The following is a 21281-nucleotide window of genomic DNA, read 5'->3' as shown; positions in this document are numbered from 1 at the left end:
GCTCACCGATACATGGACGCCCTCCAGACCGCGCCATCCGCGCCTTCCACCGCCGAATTTCTCGCTTCGGTGGAGATCCTGTCGCCGTTCTCGCGCGACGAAATCGAGCGGCTTGCCGAGTACGCGCAGGCAAGGTTCTATTCGTTTGGCGAAACGGTGTGCTCGGCCGGTGAAGTGGCCGAAGGTCTCTACGTGATCCGCTCGGGCACGGTACGAATCTTCACCGAGGAGCACGGCAAGGAATCCAGCATGGGCGTGCGCAAGTCGGGCGAGATCTTTGCCGACATTGCGATGTTGCGCTCATACGTTCACGAAGCGTCGGTACGTTCGTCGGGCAAGACCGAAGTGCTGTTCATTCCGCGCAGCGCGATCGAACCGGTGATGGCGGGCAACGCCGCCGCGTTGGCGTTCGTCGCCAGCTATGTGGCAATCAATTCGGCCGGGGGCTTCGTCGCGCAATTGTTCGATCTGCGCGGCAAGCTGAACAAGGCGGAACTCGAAGAGTACGTGCGCAGCGTCGGCGCAAAACGGGTCGCTGCCGGCAAGGAGATTCTGAAACAGGACGGCCGCGACGACAGGCGGCTTTATGTGGTGCGGCAAGGCCAGGTGCGCATCGTGCGGCAGGAGGAGGGCCACGACTATACGCTCGCGACGCTCGGCAAAGGGGAGATATTCGGCGAGAAGGCGTGCCTGATGCGCCAGGAACAGATGGCATCGGTCGTTGCAACCACCGACACGCGGCTGCTGGTCATCCCCGAGCGCACCGTTCATTTCATTCTCGAGCGCAATCCGAAACTGCGAGAAGTGCTCGACGAGCGCATCCGCTATGGCGACCGCGAATTACAGCGGCAAAAGCGGCTCGAACAGCGGCGCAAGCTGCCGTTGATGCTCGACCTGCAGAGCAAGCCGGAACTCGGCGAGAAGATCATCCGGCGTTTCGCGCTCGTCGAGCAGGCCGAGGAGATGGATTGCGGCGCCGCGTGTCTCGCGATGATCTGCCGCCATTACGGCATTCCGATGACGCTCGGCAAATTGCGCGAACTCGCGAACGTGACGACGCAGGGTGCGACGCTCGACAGCCTCGCGCGCGCGGGCGAGTCGCTCGGCTTCACGACGCGCGGCGTGCAATGCACGTTCGATTCGCTGCGCGGCTTCGATCTGCCGTTCATCGTGCATTGGGAGGGCTATCACTATGTGGTCGTGTACGGGCTGTCGAAAGACTATGTCTGGGTGGCGGACCCGGCACTCGGTTTCAGAAAGCTGAGCGTCGAAGATTTCGAACGCGGGTGGAGCGGCACCTGCCTATTGTTTACCGGCGGATCGCAACTGCTGCAGATGTCGGCCGAGCGCTCGCCGTGGATTCGCTTTGTCGGCTATCTGAAGCCGTACCGCAAGATACTCGGCTATCTGTTTCTGGCGACCTTCGTGATTCAGGTGCTCGGCGTGATTCCACCGCTGATCATTCAGAACATTCTGGACGGCGTGATCGTGCATCAGAACGTCAGTCTGCTGCATATGCTGATCGGCGGGCTCATCATCTCCAATGTCTTCACGCAGTTGATGTCGACGATTCGCGCGTATCTGGCGAACTTCATGGTTCGCAACATGGACTTCGCGATGATGTCGCAGTTCTTCAAGCATACGTTGTCGCTGCCGTTCTCGTTCTTCGCGAAGCGCAAGACCGGCGATATCTTCGCGCGCTTTCAGGAAAACCAGACGATCCGCGCGTTCCTGACCGAATCCACCGTGACGACCGCGCTGAATCTGCTGATGATCTTCATCTACTTCACGATCATGTTCGTGTACAACGTGAAGATGACGCTGGTGTTGATCGCGTTCGTGATTCCGATCATGGGACTCACGGTGATCGCGACGCCGAAGATCAAGGGCTACGCCCGCGAGGTGTTCACGGCGTCGACCGAGGCTAAGTCGTTCCTGATGGAAGCTCTGGCCGGCGTCGAGACCGTCAAGGGCATGGGCATCGAGCGGCCGGTACGGTTGCGCTGGGAGAAGAAATACGCAAAGGCGCTCGAATTGCAGTATCGCGCTCACGCATTCAATATTCTGGTCGGCTTTGGCAGTCAATTGCTGAATGCGGCAACGACGATTGCGATTCTTTGGGTCGGCGCGAATCTGGTACTCGCGCGTGAATTGACGATCGGTCAGCTGATCGCGTTCAATGCATTCATGGGCAGCGTATTGAGTCCGCTGATGGGTCTCGTCGGCTTGTGGAGCATGCTCAACGATGCGGGTGTCGCTATGGAACGGCTTGGCGATGTGCTCGATATCGAGCCCGAACAGAAGCCGCAGGATTTGCCCTCGCGCGTGATGCTGCCGGAGCTGCAAGGCGAAATCAGCCTGCAAGGCGTGTACTTCCGCTATGGCGAAGAGGATTCCGCTTATGTGCTGGAGAACATCAGCTTCGATATCAAGCCGGGTGAACTGGTCGCGATCGTCGGGCGCAGCGGATCGGGCAAAACCACGCTCGCGAAGCTGCTGGTTGGCTTCTATCAGCCGAGCGAAGGGAAAATGACGATCGACGGCTATGACTCCGGCGTGATCGACAAGACTTATTTCCGCGCGCAAATCGGCTACGTGATGCAAAGCAATCTGCTGTTCTCGGGCACGATCGCCGAGAACATCGCAAGCGGCGACGACGCGCCGGAGCGCCGCCGCATCGAGGAAGTCGCGAAAATGGCCGACGCGCATGGCTTCATCAGCAAGATGCCGCTCGGTTATGAGCAGATCGTCGGCGAGCGCGGCATCGGTTTGTCGGGCGGTCAAATCCAGCGGCTTTGCATTGCGCGTGCGTTGTATCACGATCCGCGTCTGCTCGTGTTCGACGAGGCGACGTCGGCGCTCGACTCGCAATCGGAAAGCAATATTCTCGGCAATATGCACGACATCCTGAAGGGCCGCACGGCGGTGATCATCGCGCATCGGCTCAGCACGATCATGCGCGCGGACAAGATTCTCGTGCTGTATGAAGGGGCGATCGTCGAACAGGGCCGTCACGAGGAGCTGATCCAGCGCGGCGGCATGTACTATCAGCTCGTGCAGAAACAGTTGAGCGCATCATGATGAAGATACTCGACCAGATTGAAGAGGCGAGTCCCGCGATATCGTACGCGGGACTGATCGAGCGGATCGAGATCCTGCGCTCCACGTTGCGCTGGTCGTCGCGGCTCGAACGCGCCGATATCGACAAGCTGCTGAGGCAGGCCACGTCGTTGCGCGACGAAGTGATGCAGCTTTCGCACAAGGAGCGCTTCGTGCAGGCGGCCACCGCGGGCGAGCCGCAGACGAGCGCGGAGCAATCGCGCGGTGCGCGCCGCAAGGCACTACTCGAACGCAGCTTCATTTTCGAGGGCACGTTCGGCGACAACCCGCGTTTGCTCGAATCGCTCGAAATCGCGGAAAAAGCGGCGCCAACCGATTTGCCGGTGTTGATCGATGGAGAAAGCGGCACCGGCAAGGAGCTGATGGCGAAAGTGATTCACGCGAACGGCTCGCGTGCGGACAAGCCGTTCATTTCGGTGAACTGCGGCGCGATTCCGGACAATCTGCTCGAATCCGAACTATTCGGGCATCGCAAGGGCGCATTCACCGGCGCGTCGAACGACCGCAAGGGCAAATTCGAAAGCGCGCATACGGGTACGATCTTTCTCGACGAAATCGGCGAGTTGCCGCTCGCGGGCCAGGTCAAGCTGCTGCGTGTGCTCGAGGCGCACGAGATTCAACGCGTCGGCTCCGACGAAACGATCGCGGTCGATACGCGCATCGTCGCGGCGACCAATCGCAATCTGCGCAAGCTCAGCGAGGAAGGCCGGTTTCGCGAGGATCTGTTCTACCGGCTCAGCGTGATTCACGTGACGTTGCCGCCGCTGCGCGAACGGCGCGACGAAATTCCGTTGCTGATTGCGTGGTTCGGCGACGAAGCGGCGGGCACGCTGAAACGCCGGCCAGTCAGGTTGACTCCGCGTTTGCGGGACTTTCTATTGAGCTACGCGTATCCGGGCAACATCCGCGAATTGCGCAACGTGATGTACCGCATCTCATGTCTGGCTGCAGACATGGCCGACGTCGAGCATTTGCCGCTCGATATGCGACCCGCCGCACCCGGTTCGGCGGCGGCGCAGGCGGAGGGCGGACAGGCGAGCGGCGAGCAGCCGATCAGCGTCGCGAATCTGATGTCGTTGAGCGACGCGAAGCGGGCGGCCAGCGACGACGCCGAGAAAGCGTTCCTCGAACGCGGACTGCGTGAAGTCAGCGGAACCGTCGCCGAACTGGCGCGACGCATCGATATGAATCGCTCGCACTTGCAGATGCTGCTGAAAAAGCACGGCCTGCACTCGAAGGATTTCCGCAATCGCAATGCGCCGTCCACGAAGAACGGCGCGAATGAGCGCGACGAGGAAGACGACGCAGGCTGAGTGAAGGACCACTGAACGCTCGGTGAAACGCGCGCCTGAAGATCATCAAGGCGCCGGGTTCAGCAAGGTCTTGTCCGCCGCATTCGGGTCCTGCGCTTCGACGACCACTGCGGTGATGTTGTCGCGCCCGCCGCGCGCGAGCGCGAGGTCGACGAGTTCGCAACATGCGTTTTCGCGCTCCGCCGTGGTCAGCACGTCGGCGATCTCGTCGTCGCTCAGTTCGTTGCTGAGACCGTCGCTGCACAACAGGAACACGTCGCCGTCGGCGACTTCGATCGCGTCGTCGTCGAGTTCGAGCGAATCCGTTGCCCCGACCGCGCGCGTGATCATGTGCTGCGCGGGATGATGGCGCGCCTCTTCGTCGGTGATGACGCCGAGCGAGCGCAGCTCCTCGACCTGGCTGTGATCGCGCGTCAGTTGCCGCAATTGCCCCGCGCGGTACAGGTAGATGCGGCTGTCGCCGGCCCACACGTAGCCGCAGAAGCGATCGCATGCAAGCAGCACGACCACGGTGCTGCCGATGCGCTGCACCTGGCGGCGCGCGGCTTCGTCGCGCAATTGACGGTTCGCGGTTTGCAGACGCGCGCGTACATCGGCGATCAGCATTCTGAGGCCGTGCGGCGCGGCCAGTTGAGTCAACGCGTCGATCACGGTGCGGCTGGCAACGTCGCCGACCGCGTGACCGCCCATCCCATCGGCGACAGCCCAGCGTCCCGCTTCGGGCTCGTCGAGGCAGGCATCTTCGTTGATTTCGCGGACCCGTCCCGGGTCGGAACGCGCGGACGACGTCCAGCGAAATTGGCTCTCGCATGTCACAACGGCTACACCATATCGTTTCGGTTGCGTGCGTCCGGAGACACGGTGAGGTTTGCGTTCGCGCCGGTGTTGCGTACGTCGACCGACTGGAACTGGTTGATCATCTGGTTAGCATAGAAGTTGTTGGAGACCTCGTACAGATTGACCACCGGCCCAATGCTCGGCGTTTGCGGCACGTACGGCTGAATCCAGCCATAGATCCATGGCGCGCCGCCGCCACCGCGAATCGCCGCCATCGCTTTGCGATCGAGCGCGAGGTTCAGCGAGAGGTCGTTCAATTTGATGCAGGACATGTCGTTCTCCGGTTGGCCGCGTGCGCAATGCGCGCGGCTGAATGGACTCTGCACCAGATGGTGCAAAGGCCATGCCAATCGGGGGCGGATTCGACGCGAAGCCCGCGGCGCATTGACTGGCGCGGCTTGCGCGGCCTTACCACGAACGCGGTCGACGCGATCGGTCGGCTCGCGGCCAACAAGCCCACATTCGAACAGGTGTGAGACCCAACACATTCAGCGGGGTCCCACGGGTTCTCCATTCAGATGAAATCAACCCGCGACACGGCTCGCAAATGAGCGTCGCACACCAACAGATCAGCGCGATTTCTGTTGGTCCCGTCCTGACATCTTCCTCTTCAGAAAACCGCTCGATCGGCCGTCAACCCTGTAAACAGGGGTTTTCCGGCGCCTGGCCCGGATGATGCAAAAGCTGTCGCAACAGTGTTGGAATGCGAACGAGGCCAGCCATGAACACCCAAACGCTCGATACACGCGACGACGACCCGCAATCCGCAGCCGCTTGCGACACCGCGTCATCGACGATCGATCTGCCGATCGGCGCGCATCTGGTCACGCAACGCAACGGCTACGAACATCACGGCATCTATGTCGGCAATGGCCGCGTCGTGCACTACTCGGGCTTTGCGGCCTCCGCGCATCCCGGACCGGTCGAGGAAGTCGAACTCGCGCGCTTCGCCGCCGGCCATTCGCTGTCGGTTCGCGCGACGCCGAGCGCGATCTACGTCGGCGCCGATGCGGTGCGCCGCGCGCGCTCCCGCCTCGGCGAAAACCGCTATCGCCTGCTGACCAACAACTGCGAACACTTCTGCGCGTGGTGTCTGCTCGGCGAAAGCCGCAGCGAACAGGTGCATTGCTGCTTGCGCCATCCGGGCACGGGGATGCGCGCACTGCTGTGCCTCGTGAAGGCGTTTGTCGAGAGCGGGGCGAGGAACGAACACCGCGTGGCGCAACTCGCGCAACTCGCGTGAACGCAGCGCGTCAGGAACGGGACGATTCGAGGAGAACATCATGGTTGCCGCAGAAAAAAGCTTGCACTGGGCCGTCGACAAATGGCTCGCACCCACGCCGTCGATGCCCGCGCGCGTGGTGCGGTTCTGCCATCGCGCGTCGCAACAGCAACGCTATGTATGTGTGCAGGCGTTGAAGCCGGAAGGATTGCTGTCGATTTTCTTCTTCCGCCACGGCGACGGTTCGTGGAATGTGTTCCCGCCGCAAGCCGAGCGGCCCGCGATGAACGGGTATTGCCGCACGGCCGCGTAGGACTTCATGCGTGACCCGCCGTGGCCGCTTCCTTGGCGAGCCACTGACTGAACAGCAACATCGCCGGCGTCATCGGCTTGCCCTTCAGGCAGGTCAGCCAGTAACTGCCCGCCTTGACCTCGACGTCGAACGGGCGCACCAGACGCCCGGTATTGATCTCCCGTTCGAACATCAACGCAGGCACGAGCGCGATGCCCGCGCCCTGTATCGCCGCTTCCACCATCAACCGCGACGAATCGAACACCGGTCCGCGCACCGGCCGCGGCGCGATGCCCGCGGCCGCGAACCAGTTCATCCAGTCGTCCATGCGGTACGAGCGCAGCAGCGTTTCGTTGGCGAGATCGTCGGGCCGTGCGAGGCGCGCGGCGATCTCGGGCGTGCAGAGCAGCGCGAGCGGCGCGTCGAGCAGTTTGGTGGCGAGCGAGCCGGGCCACGTGCCGTCGCCGAAACGGATCGCGAAATCGAGGCCCTCGGTCGCGAGGTCGACGAGGTTGTTATTGGTCAGCAGCCGCAGCTCGACGAACGGATGCGCGTCGCGAAACGACTTCAGGCGCGGCATCAGCCAGCCGACCGCGAACGTGCCGACCACACCGACCGTCAGCACCTCGTGAAAATGCCCGCCGTCGAACTGCTTGAGCACTGCCTCGATACGATCGAACGCGTCGGACAGCACGGGGCGCAGCGCGAGCCCTTCGTCGGTCATCGCGAGGCCGCGCGGCAAACGCTTGAATAGCGCGGTGCCGAGCCGCTCCTCCAGCGAGCGCACCTGCTGGCTGACCGCGGCTTGGGTCACGTTCAGCTCTTGCGCCGCGCGCGTGAAGCTCAGATGCCGCGCGGACGATTCGAACGCGCGCAGCGCGTTCAGCGGAAGATACGGTCTCATGGTGCAGATACAAGATTTTCTTGTGAGTGGGCTAACTTATCACCATCGGCCCACTTCGCCGACTCCCTGTCTGTTATTCGCCAGTCGAATTGTGCGACACTAGGGCCACATCGACGGGGGCCATCGCATGCGCGGCGCCGCGCCAGACGCGCGGTGGCGAGTCGGCAATGAAGAGCCGGCAATTGTGAGCAACGGTGAACGGCCGCCACGGATTGCCTCGATGTAGGTGGTGAGAAGTTGACTGTCCAGATGGAATGCTCGACATGTTCTGCCGACGTTCGTCCAGGTAAGCCGTCGGCTCGTGCAACCTTGCATCATTGCCCTCGATCGGGAGTCCGCTATGTCCGTGTATGTTCTGGCCTTGCTGATTGGCGTCGTCGCCGGCCTTCGCTCGATGATCGCCCCCACCGCCGTCAGCTGGGCCGCGCGTCTGGGATGGCTGCCGCTGCAAGGCACGTCGCTTGCCTTCCTCGGCTTCGCGGCCACGCCGTATATCTTCACCGTGCTGGCGGTCATCGAACTGATCACGGATCAATTGCCCGAAACGCCGAGCCGCAAGGTGCCGCTGCAGTTCGGCGCGCGAATCGTGCTCGGTGCGCTGAGCGGCGCGGCGATTAGCGGCGCGCATGGCGGCCTGGCGGGCGGCATGATCGTCGGGGTGGTAGGCGCGGTGGTCGGCGCGGTAGGCGCGGTGATCGGCACGCTCGGCGGCGCGAAGGTGCGCAGTTCGCTCGCCAGCATGTTCGGGCGCGATGCGCCCGCAGCGTTGATCGAGGACATGGTCGCGATCGTCGCGGCTGCGTTGATCGTCGTGTCGTTGCACGGGTTCTGACACAAACGCGACAACGCGGCGGGACGCTTTGCGCGTCGCCACCGCGTTCGGTCGCTGCCCGCAGCTTATCGAACCCGGGCGATCCGCGCGGCCGTCGTGACTTGCGTGACCGGCGCCGCCGCCGTCGAACTCGCCGCCACGGGCGGCATCAGCTTGCCTTGCACGAGCAGCTGAAGCGTCTTCACGACCAGAATCGCGATGATCGCGTTCGCCACCACGAACAGAACCGGTGCCGCGAATTCGATCGGACCCGTCGCGCCGCGTTCGACGAGACGCAGGGCCATCGTCGGCAACGCCGCTACGCCGAAGCTGAACGCCCAGTAGCCGGGCACGAATGCCTGTTGGCGGATCCACGGCAGCAAACGCAGCAGCATCAGCGCCTGATAGAGACCGTAGCCGAGCAACGCGTAGGCGAACAGATCGGGCGTGCCGCTGGTGAGGCTCAAATACGCGACACCACCGACGACTGGCGGCGCGAGTTGCACGCCGAGGGTCGGGCGCAGCGCTTCGGGCAGCGGTTCATGCACGGCGGCGCGATGCAGGATCATCGATTCGAGCGCGAGCCACGCCAGCATGCCGCCGCCGAAAAACAGCTCGCCCAGTTGATGGAAGCCGAATGCGGCCGAGCTCGCCGCCGCGACGAAGCCCGCTCCGACCGTCGGCAGATAGATCGCCGGCGTGGTCAGTTCGGGCTTGCGGCCGCCTTGCCACAGCTTGCCCTGTAGATAGACGCCGAGCCCAAGTTGCGCGATCGCCGCGATGCCGTACAGCGTCAGCGCGAGGGTATGCGCGTACGGCTGCAGCAGTTGCGCGGCAAGCAGCGTCGAGATCGGCGCGAGCGCGACGAACGAAGACTGCACCGGATGGTCCAGTTCGGCGCGTGCGTCGGCGGTCCGTGCGAACCACTTGTGCGCGTAGGCGGACAGAATGATGACCCAGACGGCGAGCGCCGCGATCGTCACCACGCTGCCGGCGACGGCCGGCAAGTGCCACAGGCGGATTGCGACGCGCCACAGGTTGGCCAGCGCCAACGAGCCCACCGCGATGCCCAGGAAGCTAGCGGGAACCGCACCACGATTGCTGTTCATGACGACCTCCGAAAGTTGCGTCGCGCTGCGGGTTGCTGGCCATGCGCGATCGATGGCCTACTGTAAAAGGCCACGGAGAATCGCAGAACGCTGCAAACGCTCGACAAATGGCGCGAGCGTCTCAAGCTGTGTTTTAGCGGGGGAAAGGGGCAGAGAAGACGGGGGAAGGAAGGGCGACCGTCAACCGCCCATGCGCACCAGCATTGCCAGCAGCCGATCGAACGAAAGCGGCTTGCGCGCGTAGGCAATATGCGGATTCGGCTGCACCGGAATGTCCGATGCGGCACTGCACAGGATGATCGGAATGTCGCGCAGCTCTGGGTCCTCATACAGCGCCGCGCACAACTGGAGGCCCGACATGACCGGCATCATGCAATCGGACACGACGATACCGGGCCGGCTCGAGCGGACCAGTTCGAGCGCGACGGCGCCGTTCGACGCCGTCCGTACCGCATAGCCGTGTCGTTCCAGCAGCAGCCGCCACACCGTGAGGATGTCGAACTCGTCGTCCACCACCAGAATGGTTTTCATGAGCGGCTAGGTTTTTCGCCGCGATTGCAGCGTAACCGACAGGCCCGGCGTCGATTGGATGCCCGCGGCGCCGGGCGAGCCGTCGATCACGTCGAGTCCTTGCGACGAAATCGACAGTTCGCGCAGTGACGTGTCGTGCGCGCTTTCGCGTTGCTTCACCACCGAAATCACGCGCCGCAGTCCGCCTTCGGTCTCGGCGTAGCGCAGCAGCACGAGGTTTTCGGTCAGCGCCGACACGCGCACGGCCCTCGCGTGACCCGGATCGCTGTAGAGCGGCAGCTCCTCCGTGACGAGCGTCGTGATGGCCGCTTCGCGCAACTGATGCAGCAGTGCGTTCAGGAACAGGCCGAAGCGCTCGGTACGCAACGCCGAATCGCGAAAGCCCTCGACGCCGTCGATCACGATGCGCGTCGCGCCGGTCTGCTTGACGGTGGCGAGCGCTTTCGACGCGATTTCATCGACCGCGAGTTCGATCGCCGGCTGCCAAAGCACCATCAGACGACCGTCCTGCCACGCATCGGCAAGCGCGATCGACACCGCTTCGGCCTTGCCGATGAGTCTCTGCGGACCCTCGTAGAAGCCGAGATACACGCAACGCTCGCCGCGTGCGAGACCGGCCGCGAGGAACTGCAGGCACAGCAGCGTCTTGCCGACGCCCGACGGGCCGATCAGCGTGGTCGTCGAGCCTTGCGCGAAGCCGCCGCCGAGCAGGTTGTCCAGATGCGGCAAGCCGAAGCCGAGCCGGGCTTTCAGATCGACGGGGCCCGCTTGCTTCGCGCATTGCGCTTCGAGGCGCGGGAACATCAGCAGGCCGCTGCCGGCGATGCGGAAGAAGTGCTTGCCCATCAGATGATCGCGCGCGCGCATCTTGTGCACTTCGATTTCGCGCGCGCGCCGCATGCCGTCGTGATAGCGGTTCAGCTCGATCAGACCGTCCACCAGCGTGTGCTCGGGATGCGACTCGTTGCCCGACAGCGGCGCGAGCAGCAGTGTCGTGCAGTCCATCGCGGCGACCAGCGCGTTCAGCTCGTGGATGAACTTCGACAGCGACAGCTCGGTTTCGCTGAATTCGCGCGCGCTGCGAAAGCCGTCGATGATCATCAGGCTCGGCCGGTAGTCGTAGATGCTCGACGCGATCAGCTTCAGGAAACCGTCGAGTCCGTCCTGCATCAGCTCGTGATAGCCGGACACGAACAGCATCTGCTGCGCGACCGCGGCTTCGTCGAAAAAGCTCAGGCCTTTCAGGTGACCGAGCAGCTTGTCGTGCGATTCGGCGATCAGCGTCATGTACAGCACTTTCTCGCCTTGCCGCACCCGATGAAAACCGATCTGGCTCGACAGGATCGTCTTGCCGGCGCCGGCCATCCCCTCCAGTAGATAGACGCCACCGCTCACCAGACCGCCGCCGAGGATCTCGTCGAAACCGGGCACGCCGGTTTCGACATTGCGTCGCGCCGCGTCAGGCCGGGCCGCGTCAGGCCGGGCCGCGTTAGGCCGCGCCGCGTCGGACGGGCGAGACGTGTTGGATGCGTCGGTAGTCATTGTCGATGTGTCGTTCAAAGTGCAAGCGACGGCCTGGTCGTAACCGTCCTGTGCTCAACCCCGTTGTGGCAGCAATCCCCATTCCCGATCGCGAGCGACAGTGTCCCGCGGCGTGAAATGCGGGGAGTCTATCCGGCAACGCGTGCCTGGCGAACGGCGTGTGCTCGACAGGGCGGCGTGAGAGGGCGAAAAGGCCGGCGGCGAGGAGCCCGGTGCATGCGGTATGAGTGGGGAGTGAAGTGCGGTGGCCGGTCGAATTTGCAAACCGATGCAATGAAACGGAAAGGCGAGCGCTTCGCTCATACGGCGCCGCAGGCTGCGCTCGAGGCTGCCGATCAGATAGGTCAGGTGCAGGTTCGAACGGCGGCTGCGAACGACGGCTGCGAGCGGCGCCGGCTTCGGCGGACGGCTTCTGATGCTGGTTCATGGTGTACCGGGTGACGCGCCTCGCCGTATACAATTCGGCAGCGCCTGATCCCAGCGGGCTTTCACCCGCCTATTTGCCAACCGATCCAACCCATGCCGAATCCGACCCGGGCCTTTCTTCTCGGCCCGCTCCTGAAAGGCGTTTCACGCTCCTTCTATCTGACGCTGCGCGTGCTGCCCATCGGCATGCGCGATCCGATCGGCCTTGCATATCTGCTCGCGCGCGCGGCCGATACGATTGCGGACACCTCGCTGATCGCGCCGGGCCAACGCCTCGAATTGCTGCTCGCGTTGCGCGCTCAGGTCAATGGCGTGGCCGTCGACAGCGCGCCGTTCCAGCGCATCGCCGCGGAAGTCGCGGGTCAGCAGGCGCAGTCGGATGAAAAGCTGCTGCTCGAATCGTTGAGCCCCGCGCTCGACGTGCTCGCGCAACTGAGCGAGTCCGACCGCCACGCGGTGCGCGCGATCGTCACGACGCTGACCGAGGGCATGGAATTCGATCTGCGCACGTTCCCCGACGAACGCTCCGGCCAGATCGCGGCGCTGCGCGAATACGATGAACTCGATCGCTATACGTATCTGGTCGCGGGCTGCGTCGGCGAGTTCTGGACCACGATGACTTACGCGCACATGCCGGGCACGCTGAAAGAACAGCCCGACACGATGAAGCAGCGTGGCGTGCGTTTCGGCAAGGCATTGCAAATGACCAACGTGCTGCGCGATTGCGGAAAGGACTTGCGCATCGGCCGCTGCTATTTGCCGCAGAGCATGCTCGAGCGCCACGGTCTGAGCGCGCGCGATCTGCTGCAACCGGCCAATTCGATGCGCGCGCGGCCGCTGCTCGTCGAACTGCTGAGCAAGACGCTCGATCATTTCCGCGCGGCGCTCGACTATACGCTCGCGATTCCGGTGAGCGCGGTGCGCTTGCGGCTCGCCTGCCTGTGGCCGATCCTCATCGGCCTCGACACCTTACTGCTGCTCGCGGATAACGACGCGTGGCTCGATCCGGCGAAAGTGTCGAAGGTGACGCGCCATGACGTGTATCGGATCATCGCGTCATCGCTGCTGCTGGTGCCGTCGAATGCGCTGGTGCGCCATGCGATCAATAGCCGCATCGCGCGGATCGAAACTCGGCTGTAGGCGTAAACGCCTACGGTTGCGCGCACAGTCACGCGCATCGAATAAAACTGAATCGCTTCAATGCACTACGAATCGCCCGCAGCAGCCGCGATTTATTCTGGATCATTGAATCTTCAACAATCGGGAAAGCCCCAGGCCACTGCATTCGCGCTTCACGTTAGTCTCTTCGAAAAGGAGACGACCCATGCGACAAGCGTTCAATATTGCGTTGGTGCTTTTGCTTGGCTATCTGATGGCGGATCGGGCGTTGATGCGTGCGCAGGCGGGCGAGGTCGGCACGATTACGTGTCACCAGGGCGCGGCGCTCGTCAAATCGGATGCGTTGAAAAAGGGCTTTGGTGACGCTGGCGCGAGCGCGCAGAGCGAGAGCTTCCTGTCGAGTTGCCTCGTGACCGGGCGCGGCCAGGTCGGCAATCTGATCGCACGCGACTGAGCGCGGGCAACTGAGAATTCATCGCGGCGCACGCAGAGCGTCGCGAAAAAGCGCCCAGACCGTGAAGGCCTGGGCGAAGTCATCGGGAGCCCGATGACGGAGGTAACCACATACGAACTGGCCCGCGCTCGGAGATACCCGAGTCGCGGGCCAGTTCATTTGAATCGGAGTGCGCGTCGCAAGGACGCGCTATTTGGAAGTGCTCGCGGTTCGTTTCGCCGTACGGCTTCGTGGCCACACAGCTGCGCTTGACGAACCGCCTGCCACCTACCGCTTACTGACCGAAGTAGACCGACTTCGGGCCACTCGTCGGAGCCGCATGGCTCGTTTGCGACGTACCGCTCACCACGCCACCGAAGCCGGTAGCGGCTTGACCGACGCCGTTTTGCGCGTCGACGCGGGCTTGCGCAGCCTGGATGTCAGCCGGGTAGTGCGGGTCGGCGTGACCAGGTTGATAGCCTGCCTTTTCCAGTTGGATCAGCTCGGCGCGCACTTGAGCGCGGGTCGCGGGCTGGTTGGCTTGCGCGAACGCGGCGACCGGAGCGGCGACAGCGACGGCGATGACAACGGCTTGAATCAGCGATTTCATGATACTTACCTCCAGTTCAGAGTTTTATCTTGCTGCGAACTTGCTTGTTCGTAGTCAGTGATTGCATTGTAATTTGGCGAACTTGACAGAGTAAGTCGTGAGATAGGTAATGTTTGTTGCGAAAATTGATATAAAGCGACGGAACCTTTAGGGTTAACGCGTAGACGCATGTCCAGTGCCACAGGAAATGAAAACTATGCGAGGTCGGTGACGTCTGAGCCGCTCCCCTCGTATCGGCGACTTCCCGTCATGCCGGCGAGATTCGGGCTCCCTTTAGTTAAAGTATCTGCGTCTGTTGCCGATATGCCGTGTGAGTGCCGACCCGTCAAGAGCTCCAGGCAGCCCTGTTTTATAAACATTCAGGTGCCGATCGATAGGCGTCGTCGATGACAAAAGATCGGCCGGCAGCGAGAAGGATTTGTGATGAAATGCGCAGCGGCATGCCGGGCTTCGTCACAACTTACCGCTGCAGGGACGCCGCCATGGTTACGCAAGTGATTCGACCGCGATGAAAGTTTCACCGGTTTGCCATCGAATGCGCCCATAGCCTCTGCCGAGGGCCGCCCAATCCATGCCGAACCTGAAAAAGTGAACCCCACGTGCGACAAACTGAGTTCCGCTCCTTGCTGTCGGTCTTGGCCTGTTTCATTCTTTTCTCGTTGTGCGGTTGCCATCAGCGAGACCACGATTCTTCGAGCACGAGCGGGCCGGCCAGTACCACCATCACCGCCTTGGTCTGGGCTCCTGACTGGCCGGAAGAAATGCTTCAGATTGCTGCCGAATTCAGCAAGCTGAATCCGGACATACACGTGGATGTGCAGTTCATGATTGGCAATTCGGTGGAAGAAAATATCAAGCCGCGGATCGCCTCCGGCAACTTGCCCGATCTGGTGAGCATCAATCCGAATGCCTACGCGGCCGACCTGGCCGATCAAGGGCTCCTCGCCGACGTTAGCAAGACATCCGCCTGGCACAACATGCTCGATCCTCTCAAAAAGGACTGGACCAGTCGCCAATCCAGGCACTTTGGAATAGCGGGGGGAATGGCTACGACTTTGATCTATTACAACCAGGACATGTTTGCGAAGGCGGGGATCAGGGAGCTGCCGACCAATTTCAACGAATTCCTGGCGGTTTGCGAACAGCTCAAACGTGCGGGCTATACGCCAATAATGTGGAACGGCGGCTTCCCAAATATGCTCGGCAACGGCCCCTTCAGTTCAGGCTTTGCTAACAATGTGGTTGCGCGCGAGCCAGACTGGAAGGACAAAATCAGCGATGGCACGCTGGATTTGAACACCCCCCAGGTAGCGGATATTTTCGCCAGGATCAGGCTGATGCCGGAACGGGGTTTCGTACAGGAATCGTTCATGACAACAGGCTACGATGATGGCATACGGCTATTCAAGGAGGGCAAAGTCGCGATGGCTTTTCACGGTAGCTGGGCAGCCGGTCTGTTGCTGCACGGCAATCCCTTTGAAGTTGGCGTGCTCATCCCGCCTTGGAACGCGCCAGGCGAGCAGGTGGTGCCCGTGATCGGCAGCGAAACCGGGTTTGCGGTGTCGGAAACGCCCAACAAGGCCGCGGCAATGCGTTTTCTCGAGTTTGTCGCTGGGCAGGGGTTTTCCATCCTCCAGACTAAGCGCCAGAACATTTCCCCATTCAAGCAGTTCCCGGGGACGGTGGTGAGCGATCAGAAGATTGTTGACTACACAAACATGGTCAGTCGCTATGCTGTGACCGGCAGCCCGTACTATTCGTTTCTACCCTCCAATTCCATCGAGCGCTTGCATCGATTGATACAGGATGTGCTGTTCAGGAAAATCACGCCAATGCAGGCTGCAAAACTCCTGGACGAGTCTGTTAAGAATGAAGCGAAGATGCACTACAAATGAGCCCACTGATCGCCTGGCTGCGAAGCGCATTCGCCTACTTCTCGTTGGATCTGCTGCGCCGGGTCGAAATTCGCTACCGGCTGATAACCGCGTTTATCCTGCTTTCGCTGATACCGATACTTGTCTCCAGCTACATATCGTATGTGGAGTCAACAGCAGAGTTCAAGCACAAAGCGGAGATATTTTCCAAAGAGGTAGTCAAACAGGTATCCAAAAACATCTCGTTACGGATGGAGCAGATCGAGACGGAGAGCAGCCTTCTGGTGCTCTCCGATCAGGTTCAAGACGCGCTGACCCGCATCGCACACGGCAATGAAAAGGAGCAGAGCGAAGCTCGCCAGGATCTGACGCGACTTCTCCTGGAGCACTACGGCGCGGTTGATTTCATCAACCAGAAATATTTTCTCGACAAGGACAACCGGATCACGGACACCCAGGCGTTCGCGCAATTGACGCGGAGTGTGGTGCATCTGGTCCAGCAGGCTCCCGATCGAAATGGCCGGCCTTACTGGGGCAGCTATGACAACGGGGCCGGTCAGCAAGATCTCGGGATGGTGCGCGCCATCATCGGCAAGAGCGACAATCGGCAGATCGGTAATCTGGTTCTAGTGATTCGCCCCGAGTATTTCTCATCGATTTTCAATGACGTCGCCGTGGGCAGTGGAACGGAGATCTATGTACTTGACGCCAGCAGCGACAAGCTGATTGTTCGTGCCGACGGCTCTTCAATGAGCACCGACGGAAAGGCTGAACCGGGTCTGCTCGAAAGAATCACAAACGCCGATCCGCACGGCGAGCCAAATGGCTTCGTCGACTTCCATGGCAAGAATGGCGACCGATATCTCGCTGCATACACGGGTATCGCCGGCACAAAATGGTATGTGGTCAGTACGATCCCGGAGAAGAAGTTGACGGCGGAGGCACAGTCCGTACGCGATCAGATCATACTGGTGGGCATTTCGGGGTTTCTGCTTTCGATCTTCCTCGCCAACTTCATTTCACACAGCATCTCTGTACCGCTCAAAGATCTGGTGCGAAGGATGGACGACACCGGTAGCGATGCAGGCGCAGAGGCGGAGGCATCGGTGGACCCGCGCAGTGAGATTGGCGTAAAGGATGAATTGGGCAGATTGGCGCACAGGTTCGAACGAATGAGTGCGGCGATCGGGCAGAAGATCCAGAAGATCAACGAGATCAACGCTTCCCTGGAGCAGACGGTCATCGAGCGAACGGCCGAGCTCGTCGCCAAAGAGCAGGAGTCGCGCACGTTGATCGAGAATTCACCTGACACGATCACGCGCTACGACCGGGAGCTGCGCCGCACCTACGCCAATCCGGCTTTCTGTGTCTCGGCGGCCCGCAGCCTTCGCGAATCGCTCGGCAAACGGCCCTCAGAGATACCGGGCGGTGCTAACGCGCTGGCTTACGAGAAGAAGATCAGCGAAACCATTACAACCGGGAAAAGTCGCCAATTCGAACTGAGATGGCTCAGTAAGGACGGACAGGAACAGTGCAGCCATATCAGGCTCACTCCAGAGATCGACGCGTCGGGCGAGGTGAACTCCGTGTTGGCGGTCGGTCGTGATTTGTCGGACCGGATGGCATTCGAGGCAACGATATGGAAACAGGCTAATTACGATGCGCTGACCCATCTCCCGAACCGCCAGATGTTTCATGTCCGTCTCGAGCATGAAGCCGGCGTGTCCCATCGCTCCGGGCGGCCGATGGCCTTGATGCTGATCGATCTCGACCGCTTCAAGGAGGTCAACGACTCGCTCGGACACGATATGGGCGACATCCTGCTGATCGAGGCCGCGAGGCGCATTACCTCGTGTGTGCGTGAATTCGACACGGTCGCTCGACTTGGCGGTGACGAGTTCACGGTGATTCTGCCCGAGTTGGACGACACCGGGAGCATCGAACAGATCGCGAAGACGATCATCGCCACGCTGGCCCAACCCTTCAAGCTTGGTCCGGACGAGGCGTTCATTTCTGCGAGTGTCGGAGTCACGCTTTACCCTGACGACGGGACAGAACTGGATGTTCTCTTCAAGAATGCCGACCAGGCCATGTACGCGGCCAAAGCCGCGGGGCGCAACCGTTTCCACTACTTTACGCCCGAGTTGCAAGTGGCGGCAGAAAAGCGCCGGCGTCTCACGAGCGATCTACGTACCGCCCTGCAAGCCGAACAGTTCCGTGTTTATTACCAGCCTATCGTCAATCTGGCGACTGGCGAAATTTATAAAGCTGAAGCGCTAATTCGCTGGCTGCACCCGGTGCGCGGCACGATCAGTCCATTGGATTTCATCGCATTGGCCGAAGACACGGGGCTCATCGTTCCGATCGGCGATTGGGTGTTCAAACAGGCCGTGCGCCAGGCGCGTCAATGGCGCCGACGATTCCATCCATCGTTTCAGATCAGTGTCAACATTTCGCCGGTGCAGATTCGCCAGGACAATCTGGTGTGTATCCAATGGTCGGAATACCTCATTCGGCAAGGCATGCCTAGACAGAGCGTGGCAATTGAAATAACCGAAGGGCTGTTACTGGACGCCGAATTGAACGAGAAGTTGCTGAGTTTCCGCGAGGCAGGAATCGGGATTTCGATCGACGACTTCGGGACCGGTTACTCGTCCTTAGCCTATCTGAAGCGCTTCGACATCGATTATCTCAAGATCGACCGTTCATTCGTACAGAACCTCGGTTTCGACGGCGGCAATCAGGCGCTCTGCGAAGCAATGGTCATGCTCGCTCACAAGTTGGGATTGCAGGTTATTGCCGAGGGGGTCGAGACGACGGTTCAACGTGATTTTCTCGCCGCCGTGGGTTGTGACTTTGCGCAAGGCTTTTTGTATTCGGAGCCGGTTCCGTCTGATCAATTTGAGGAGCGGGTGTGGCCGACAGCCAGGGAGGCGGCTCACCAGGAGGTGCGCGACGAATCGTGAGCTATCGCCGAACGAGTGTATTCCAGGTATCGAGAAACGAGCCCCGGTCACGGTAGTCTCGAACGGTCGAGAACAGTTCGACCTCAGTCCTCCGAGTTTTCGGGAGCAGCCATTGGACAGGCTGCGATCGGACGGGGCGCCAACGGCCGCAAAGGCCGGCGGATTCAACCGGTCGATGCAATAGTTCGATCGAATCGTTCAGCCGGTGTTTCGTAATCCAGGGTCTTTCGTGGTCGCTCGTTCAGCCTTCGTCCCACTCGTGTAGACTGCGCGGTTGTCCCAACAGATCGACCACCTCGACCCTGCTCTTCCTCCTGGGTCCGGCGTGTGTCAATGCCCGCGTTCGACGCGCCCCCGACAACGCTTGATGGTTTTGACCAGCTGGTAGCAGACCCGAGCGAGTACTCGATCGAGCCGCCAGCGGAAGAACAAATAAAACGGATACATTTCTGGAACACCCCCTGATTGAAGCGGAAATCGAATTGCTGGTTGATTGCCTGATCGGCGACGCCGCGCCGGACGAGGCAATCGATGTCGCGTCGAATTCCCGATCCAGCGAATTCGACATCGCGACACGCGCGCTCGCCGTCGACGGCTGGTGTGTCGTGTCGAACTTTTTGTCGCCGAGCCAGACGCAGGCCTTATCGACCGAATGCATGGCCATGCACGACGCGCAGTTGCTGACACCAGCCCGTGTGGGGGCCAATCGCGCTGCCACACTTTTGCGCGGCGATAGCACGCACTGGTTCCAACCCGACGCGCTGAGCAAGCGGCAGCAGGCGTTCGCCGATCGCATCGACGCGCTACGGAACGCGCTCAACCGCGACCTGTTTCTCGGTCTGGTCGATAGCGAATCACACTACGCGGTATATCCGCCAGGTGCCGGATACGCACGCCACCTCGACTGCCTGCGTAACAGCGACAGCCGCGTGATTTCCGCTGTGTTCTACCTCAACGAAGCGTGGCAGGACGCCGAGGGCGGCGCACTGCGGCTATACTTTGCCGATCAGTCTTATCACGACGTCTTTCCGCGCGCCGGAACGCTGCTCTTGTTTCTCTCGGCGGAGTTTGAACACGAGGTGCTGCCCGCCACGCGCGACCGCATGAGCATTGCATGCTGGATGAGGCAGCGGGTGTAAGCCGAACCGCGTGCGCATCTGTGGTTAACGTCCAGGATCGCGCCCTTTCGGATCAGCTTGACAATCAATTGCCGGATTTCGTTAGTGTCCAGTTCGGCATGGTGCCGATGGCGTACGCGCGAAGCCAACGCCGAGTCACGACAATGTGGCCGAGCTCGGAAGCCCAATCAAGCCGTGAGCCCTCATTGCGCCCCCGTCACCCAGGGTGCAGCAGACGCGGGAACAGAGTCCCCAAAAAATAGCTCAGTGTTGGAGATTTTCCTCGCAATCTTCCCAGTACCGAAGCGGGTCGCGATGTTGTGGATAGTGTAAGTTGAGCCACTCTGACAACCTGGCCCAATCGGGATGGTTGGTACCAGTTTGAGCCGACCAGATCGACGACCTCTCAAGTACTTGACCGTTCACGCGATCACGGACGAGCAAGCTGCCCAGTCCGCTTGAACTGTCCGTCTGTGACTCAACCAGATACCGCGGCAGAATCCTGAGCTCAGCATCCTCGGCCCACCCGTATAAGGCGCGGACCACGCCGGATGGATCTCGCAACTCTATGGGTCCGCTTTCCGGTCGAACGGCTGTCCAACCTTCAGGAAACTCAGTGACAACCTCGTTTTTACCTTCCCTTACCCACTTCGCGCGCCATGCTTTCGCCATCGACTCGCGCATGCGAGATACCGACTCGTAGGCAGCAGGCAACTCGATCGCCATCGGAAGAGTAATGAGGTTGTCTTTCCAGAGTTTGGCTTCGTCGTCGACGCGCTCGACCTCGTCGAACACCCCTGCATCGAATGGGTTCTCTGGCCGGCTCGATACTTTCACGTTCCCATTAGGCAGACCCTCGAAAAGGCGCTCGGCATCATGGCGGGTAAATTTCGTCTTTCCTTTCTTCATTGGGCTCTCTGCAACAAGGTTGTCGCTAACGCGTAGGTTATAACGACCGAAATCGGGCGCCACTTCCTCTCACGCGCGTTTGAAGATGCTCACGATCCTATTCTGCGCTATTCGCATGTTACCGGCTTGCGCGGCGGCAATGGCG

The 21281-nt window shown here is 61.2% G+C and carries 18 protein-coding genes; 10 read left to right on the top strand and 8 right to left on the bottom strand.

What is annotated here, in order from left to right:
• Positions 1-12 precede the first annotated feature (12 nt).
• Entirely contained in the window at positions 13-3081 is a 3069-nt protein-coding gene (locus tag OKW29_RS16020) for a peptidase domain-containing ABC transporter (RefSeq protein ID WP_429291723.1), read from the top strand.
• Positions 3078-4433, top strand: coding sequence for a sigma-54 interaction domain-containing protein (locus tag OKW29_RS16015; RefSeq protein ID WP_429291722.1), 1356 nt, complete (start codon positions 3078-3080; stop codon positions 4431-4433). The genes OKW29_RS16020 and OKW29_RS16015 overlap by 4 nt, the downstream gene beginning before the upstream one ends.
• A gap of 45 nt (positions 4434-4478) precedes the next feature.
• On the opposite strand, the gene OKW29_RS16010 is transcribed toward OKW29_RS16015, so the two are convergent.
• Positions 4479-5249, bottom strand: coding sequence for a PP2C family protein-serine/threonine phosphatase (locus OKW29_RS16010; RefSeq protein ID WP_429291721.1), 771 nt, complete (start codon positions 5247-5249; stop codon positions 4479-4481).
• Positions 5250-5254: 5 nt separating this feature from the next.
• Entirely contained in the window at positions 5255-5542 is a 288-nt protein-coding gene (locus OKW29_RS16005; RefSeq protein ID WP_090807566.1) for a hypothetical protein, read from the bottom strand.
• A 449-nt stretch (positions 5543-5991) separates the two neighbouring features.
• Between OKW29_RS16005 and OKW29_RS16000 the strand changes: the two genes are divergently transcribed.
• Both OKW29_RS16000 and OKW29_RS15995 read left to right on the top strand, forming a co-directional pair.
• Positions 5992-6513, top strand: a complete 522-nt coding sequence (locus OKW29_RS16000) for a lecithin retinol acyltransferase family protein (RefSeq protein WP_184072861.1) — start codon at positions 5992-5994, stop codon at positions 6511-6513.
• Between the two features lie 40 nt (positions 6514-6553).
• Positions 6554-6805 carry a hypothetical protein gene (locus OKW29_RS15995; protein WP_184024559.1) on the top strand — a complete coding sequence of 84 codons (252 nt, stop codon included), beginning with the start codon at positions 6554-6556 and terminating at the stop codon, positions 6803-6805.
• A 4-nt stretch (positions 6806-6809) separates the two neighbouring features.
• Here OKW29_RS15995 and OKW29_RS15990 read toward each other — a convergent pair whose 3' ends face one another.
• Positions 6810-7688, bottom strand: coding sequence for a LysR family transcriptional regulator (locus OKW29_RS15990; protein WP_184024562.1), 879 nt, complete (start codon positions 7686-7688; stop codon positions 6810-6812).
• A 340-nt stretch (positions 7689-8028) separates the two neighbouring features.
• On the opposite strand from OKW29_RS15990, the gene OKW29_RS15985 reads away from it, so the two are divergent.
• Positions 8029-8520: a DUF4126 domain-containing protein gene (locus OKW29_RS15985; RefSeq protein WP_429291720.1), complete on the top strand. Its 492-nt coding sequence runs from the start codon at positions 8029-8031 to the stop codon at positions 8518-8520.
• 65 nt (positions 8521-8585) lie between these two features.
• On the opposite strand, the gene tehA is transcribed toward OKW29_RS15985, so the two are convergent.
• The 3 genes from tehA to OKW29_RS15970 form a co-directional block, all read right to left on the bottom strand.
• Positions 8586-9608, bottom strand: coding sequence for a dicarboxylate transporter/tellurite-resistance protein TehA (tehA, locus tag OKW29_RS15980; protein ID WP_429291719.1), 1023 nt, complete (start codon positions 9606-9608; stop codon positions 8586-8588).
• Positions 9609-9788: 180 nt separating this feature from the next.
• Positions 9789-10139 carry a response regulator gene (locus OKW29_RS15975; RefSeq protein WP_184072869.1) on the bottom strand — a complete coding sequence of 117 codons (351 nt, stop codon included), beginning with the start codon at positions 10137-10139 and terminating at the stop codon, positions 9789-9791.
• Between the two features lie 6 nt (positions 10140-10145).
• Positions 10146-11681: an RAD55 family ATPase gene (locus OKW29_RS15970; RefSeq protein ID WP_429291718.1), complete on the bottom strand. Its 1536-nt coding sequence runs from the start codon at positions 11679-11681 to the stop codon at positions 10146-10148.
• Positions 11682-12200: 519 nt separating this feature from the next.
• Here OKW29_RS15970 and OKW29_RS15965 point away from each other — a divergent pair.
• Complete coding sequence (locus tag OKW29_RS15965; protein ID WP_429291717.1) at positions 12201-13247, top strand: squalene/phytoene synthase family protein; 1047 nt, start codon at positions 12201-12203, stop codon at positions 13245-13247.
• Between the two features lie 184 nt (positions 13248-13431).
• On the top strand, positions 13432-13680 hold the full coding sequence (locus OKW29_RS15960) for a hypothetical protein (RefSeq protein ID WP_129961873.1): 249 nt from the start codon (positions 13432-13434) through the stop codon (positions 13678-13680).
• A gap of 274 nt (positions 13681-13954) precedes the next feature.
• On the opposite strand, the gene OKW29_RS15955 is transcribed toward OKW29_RS15960, so the two are convergent.
• Positions 13955-14269, bottom strand: a complete 315-nt coding sequence (locus OKW29_RS15955) for a DUF4148 domain-containing protein (RefSeq protein ID WP_429291716.1) — start codon at positions 14267-14269, stop codon at positions 13955-13957.
• Between the two features lie 659 nt (positions 14270-14928).
• On the opposite strand from OKW29_RS15955, the gene OKW29_RS15950 reads away from it, so the two are divergent.
• The 3 genes from OKW29_RS15950 to OKW29_RS15940 all read left to right on the top strand — a co-directional run bounded on the left by OKW29_RS15950 (position 14929) and on the right by OKW29_RS15940 (position 20248).
• Positions 14929-16164 carry an ABC transporter substrate-binding protein gene (locus OKW29_RS15950; protein ID WP_429292517.1) on the top strand — a complete coding sequence of 412 codons (1236 nt, stop codon included), beginning with the start codon at positions 14929-14931 and terminating at the stop codon, positions 16162-16164.
• Positions 16161-19109: a bifunctional diguanylate cyclase/phosphodiesterase gene (locus tag OKW29_RS15945; protein ID WP_429291715.1), complete on the top strand. Its 2949-nt coding sequence runs from the start codon at positions 16161-16163 to the stop codon at positions 19107-19109. Before OKW29_RS15950 ends, OKW29_RS15945 begins: the two co-directional genes overlap by 4 nt.
• A 482-nt stretch (positions 19110-19591) precedes the next feature.
• Positions 19592-20248: a 2OG-Fe(II) oxygenase gene (locus OKW29_RS15940; RefSeq protein ID WP_429291714.1), complete on the top strand. Its 657-nt coding sequence runs from the start codon at positions 19592-19594 to the stop codon at positions 20246-20248.
• Between the two features lie 243 nt (positions 20249-20491).
• Here OKW29_RS15940 and OKW29_RS15935 read toward each other — a convergent pair whose 3' ends face one another.
• The gene (locus tag OKW29_RS15935; RefSeq protein ID WP_429291713.1) at positions 20492-21136 is read right to left on the bottom strand and encodes a hypothetical protein; all 645 of its coding nucleotides are present in this window, start codon (positions 21134-21136) and stop codon (positions 20492-20494) included.
• Positions 21137-21281: the final 145 nt, after the last annotated feature.

This window comes from Paraburkholderia sp. CI3, from assembly GCF_050436505.1.
In the GTDB taxonomy this organism is placed as follows: domain Bacteria; phylum Pseudomonadota; class Gammaproteobacteria; order Burkholderiales; family Burkholderiaceae; genus Paraburkholderia; species Paraburkholderia tuberum.
This window is presented reverse-complemented; position numbering and strand designations above follow the sequence as displayed.

What these genes read in the sequence shown, in the direction of transcription:
- OKW29_RS16020 (WP_429291723.1), top strand. Translation starts at nt 13, where the DNA reads ATGGACGCCCTCCAGACCGCGCCATCCGCGCCTTCCACCGCCGAATTT.
- OKW29_RS16015 (WP_429291722.1), top strand. Translation starts at nt 3,078, where the DNA reads ATGATGAAGATACTCGACCAGATTGAAGAGGCGAGTCCCGCGATATCG.
- OKW29_RS16005 (WP_090807566.1), bottom strand. Translation starts at nt 5,542, where the DNA reads ATGTCCTGCATCAAATTGAACGACCTCTCGCTGAACCTCGCGCTCGAT.
- OKW29_RS16000 (WP_184072861.1), top strand. Translation starts at nt 5,992, where the DNA reads ATGAACACCCAAACGCTCGATACACGCGACGACGACCCGCAATCCGCA.
- OKW29_RS15995 (WP_184024559.1), top strand. Translation starts at nt 6,554, where the DNA reads ATGGTTGCCGCAGAAAAAAGCTTGCACTGGGCCGTCGACAAATGGCTC.
- OKW29_RS15990 (WP_184024562.1), bottom strand. Translation starts at nt 7,688, where the DNA reads ATGAGACCGTATCTTCCGCTGAACGCGCTGCGCGCGTTCGAATCGTCC.
- OKW29_RS15985 (WP_429291720.1), top strand. Translation starts at nt 8,029, where the DNA reads ATGTCCGTGTATGTTCTGGCCTTGCTGATTGGCGTCGTCGCCGGCCTT.
- tehA (WP_429291719.1), bottom strand. Translation starts at nt 9,608, where the DNA reads ATGAACAGCAATCGTGGTGCGGTTCCCGCTAGCTTCCTGGGCATCGCG.
- OKW29_RS15975 (WP_184072869.1), bottom strand. Translation starts at nt 10,139, where the DNA reads ATGAAAACCATTCTGGTGGTGGACGACGAGTTCGACATCCTCACGGTG.
- OKW29_RS15970 (WP_429291718.1), bottom strand. Translation starts at nt 11,681, where the DNA reads ATGACTACCGACGCATCCAACACGTCTCGCCCGTCCGACGCGGCGCGG.
- OKW29_RS15965 (WP_429291717.1), top strand. Translation starts at nt 12,201, where the DNA reads ATGCCGAATCCGACCCGGGCCTTTCTTCTCGGCCCGCTCCTGAAAGGC.
- OKW29_RS15960 (WP_129961873.1), top strand. Translation starts at nt 13,432, where the DNA reads ATGCGACAAGCGTTCAATATTGCGTTGGTGCTTTTGCTTGGCTATCTG.
- OKW29_RS15955 (WP_429291716.1), bottom strand. Translation starts at nt 14,269, where the DNA reads ATGAAATCGCTGATTCAAGCCGTTGTCATCGCCGTCGCTGTCGCCGCT.
- OKW29_RS15945 (WP_429291715.1), top strand. Translation starts at nt 16,161, where the DNA reads ATGAGCCCACTGATCGCCTGGCTGCGAAGCGCATTCGCCTACTTCTCG.
- OKW29_RS15935 (WP_429291713.1), bottom strand. Translation starts at nt 21,136, where the DNA reads ATGAAGAAAGGAAAGACGAAATTTACCCGCCATGATGCCGAGCGCCTT.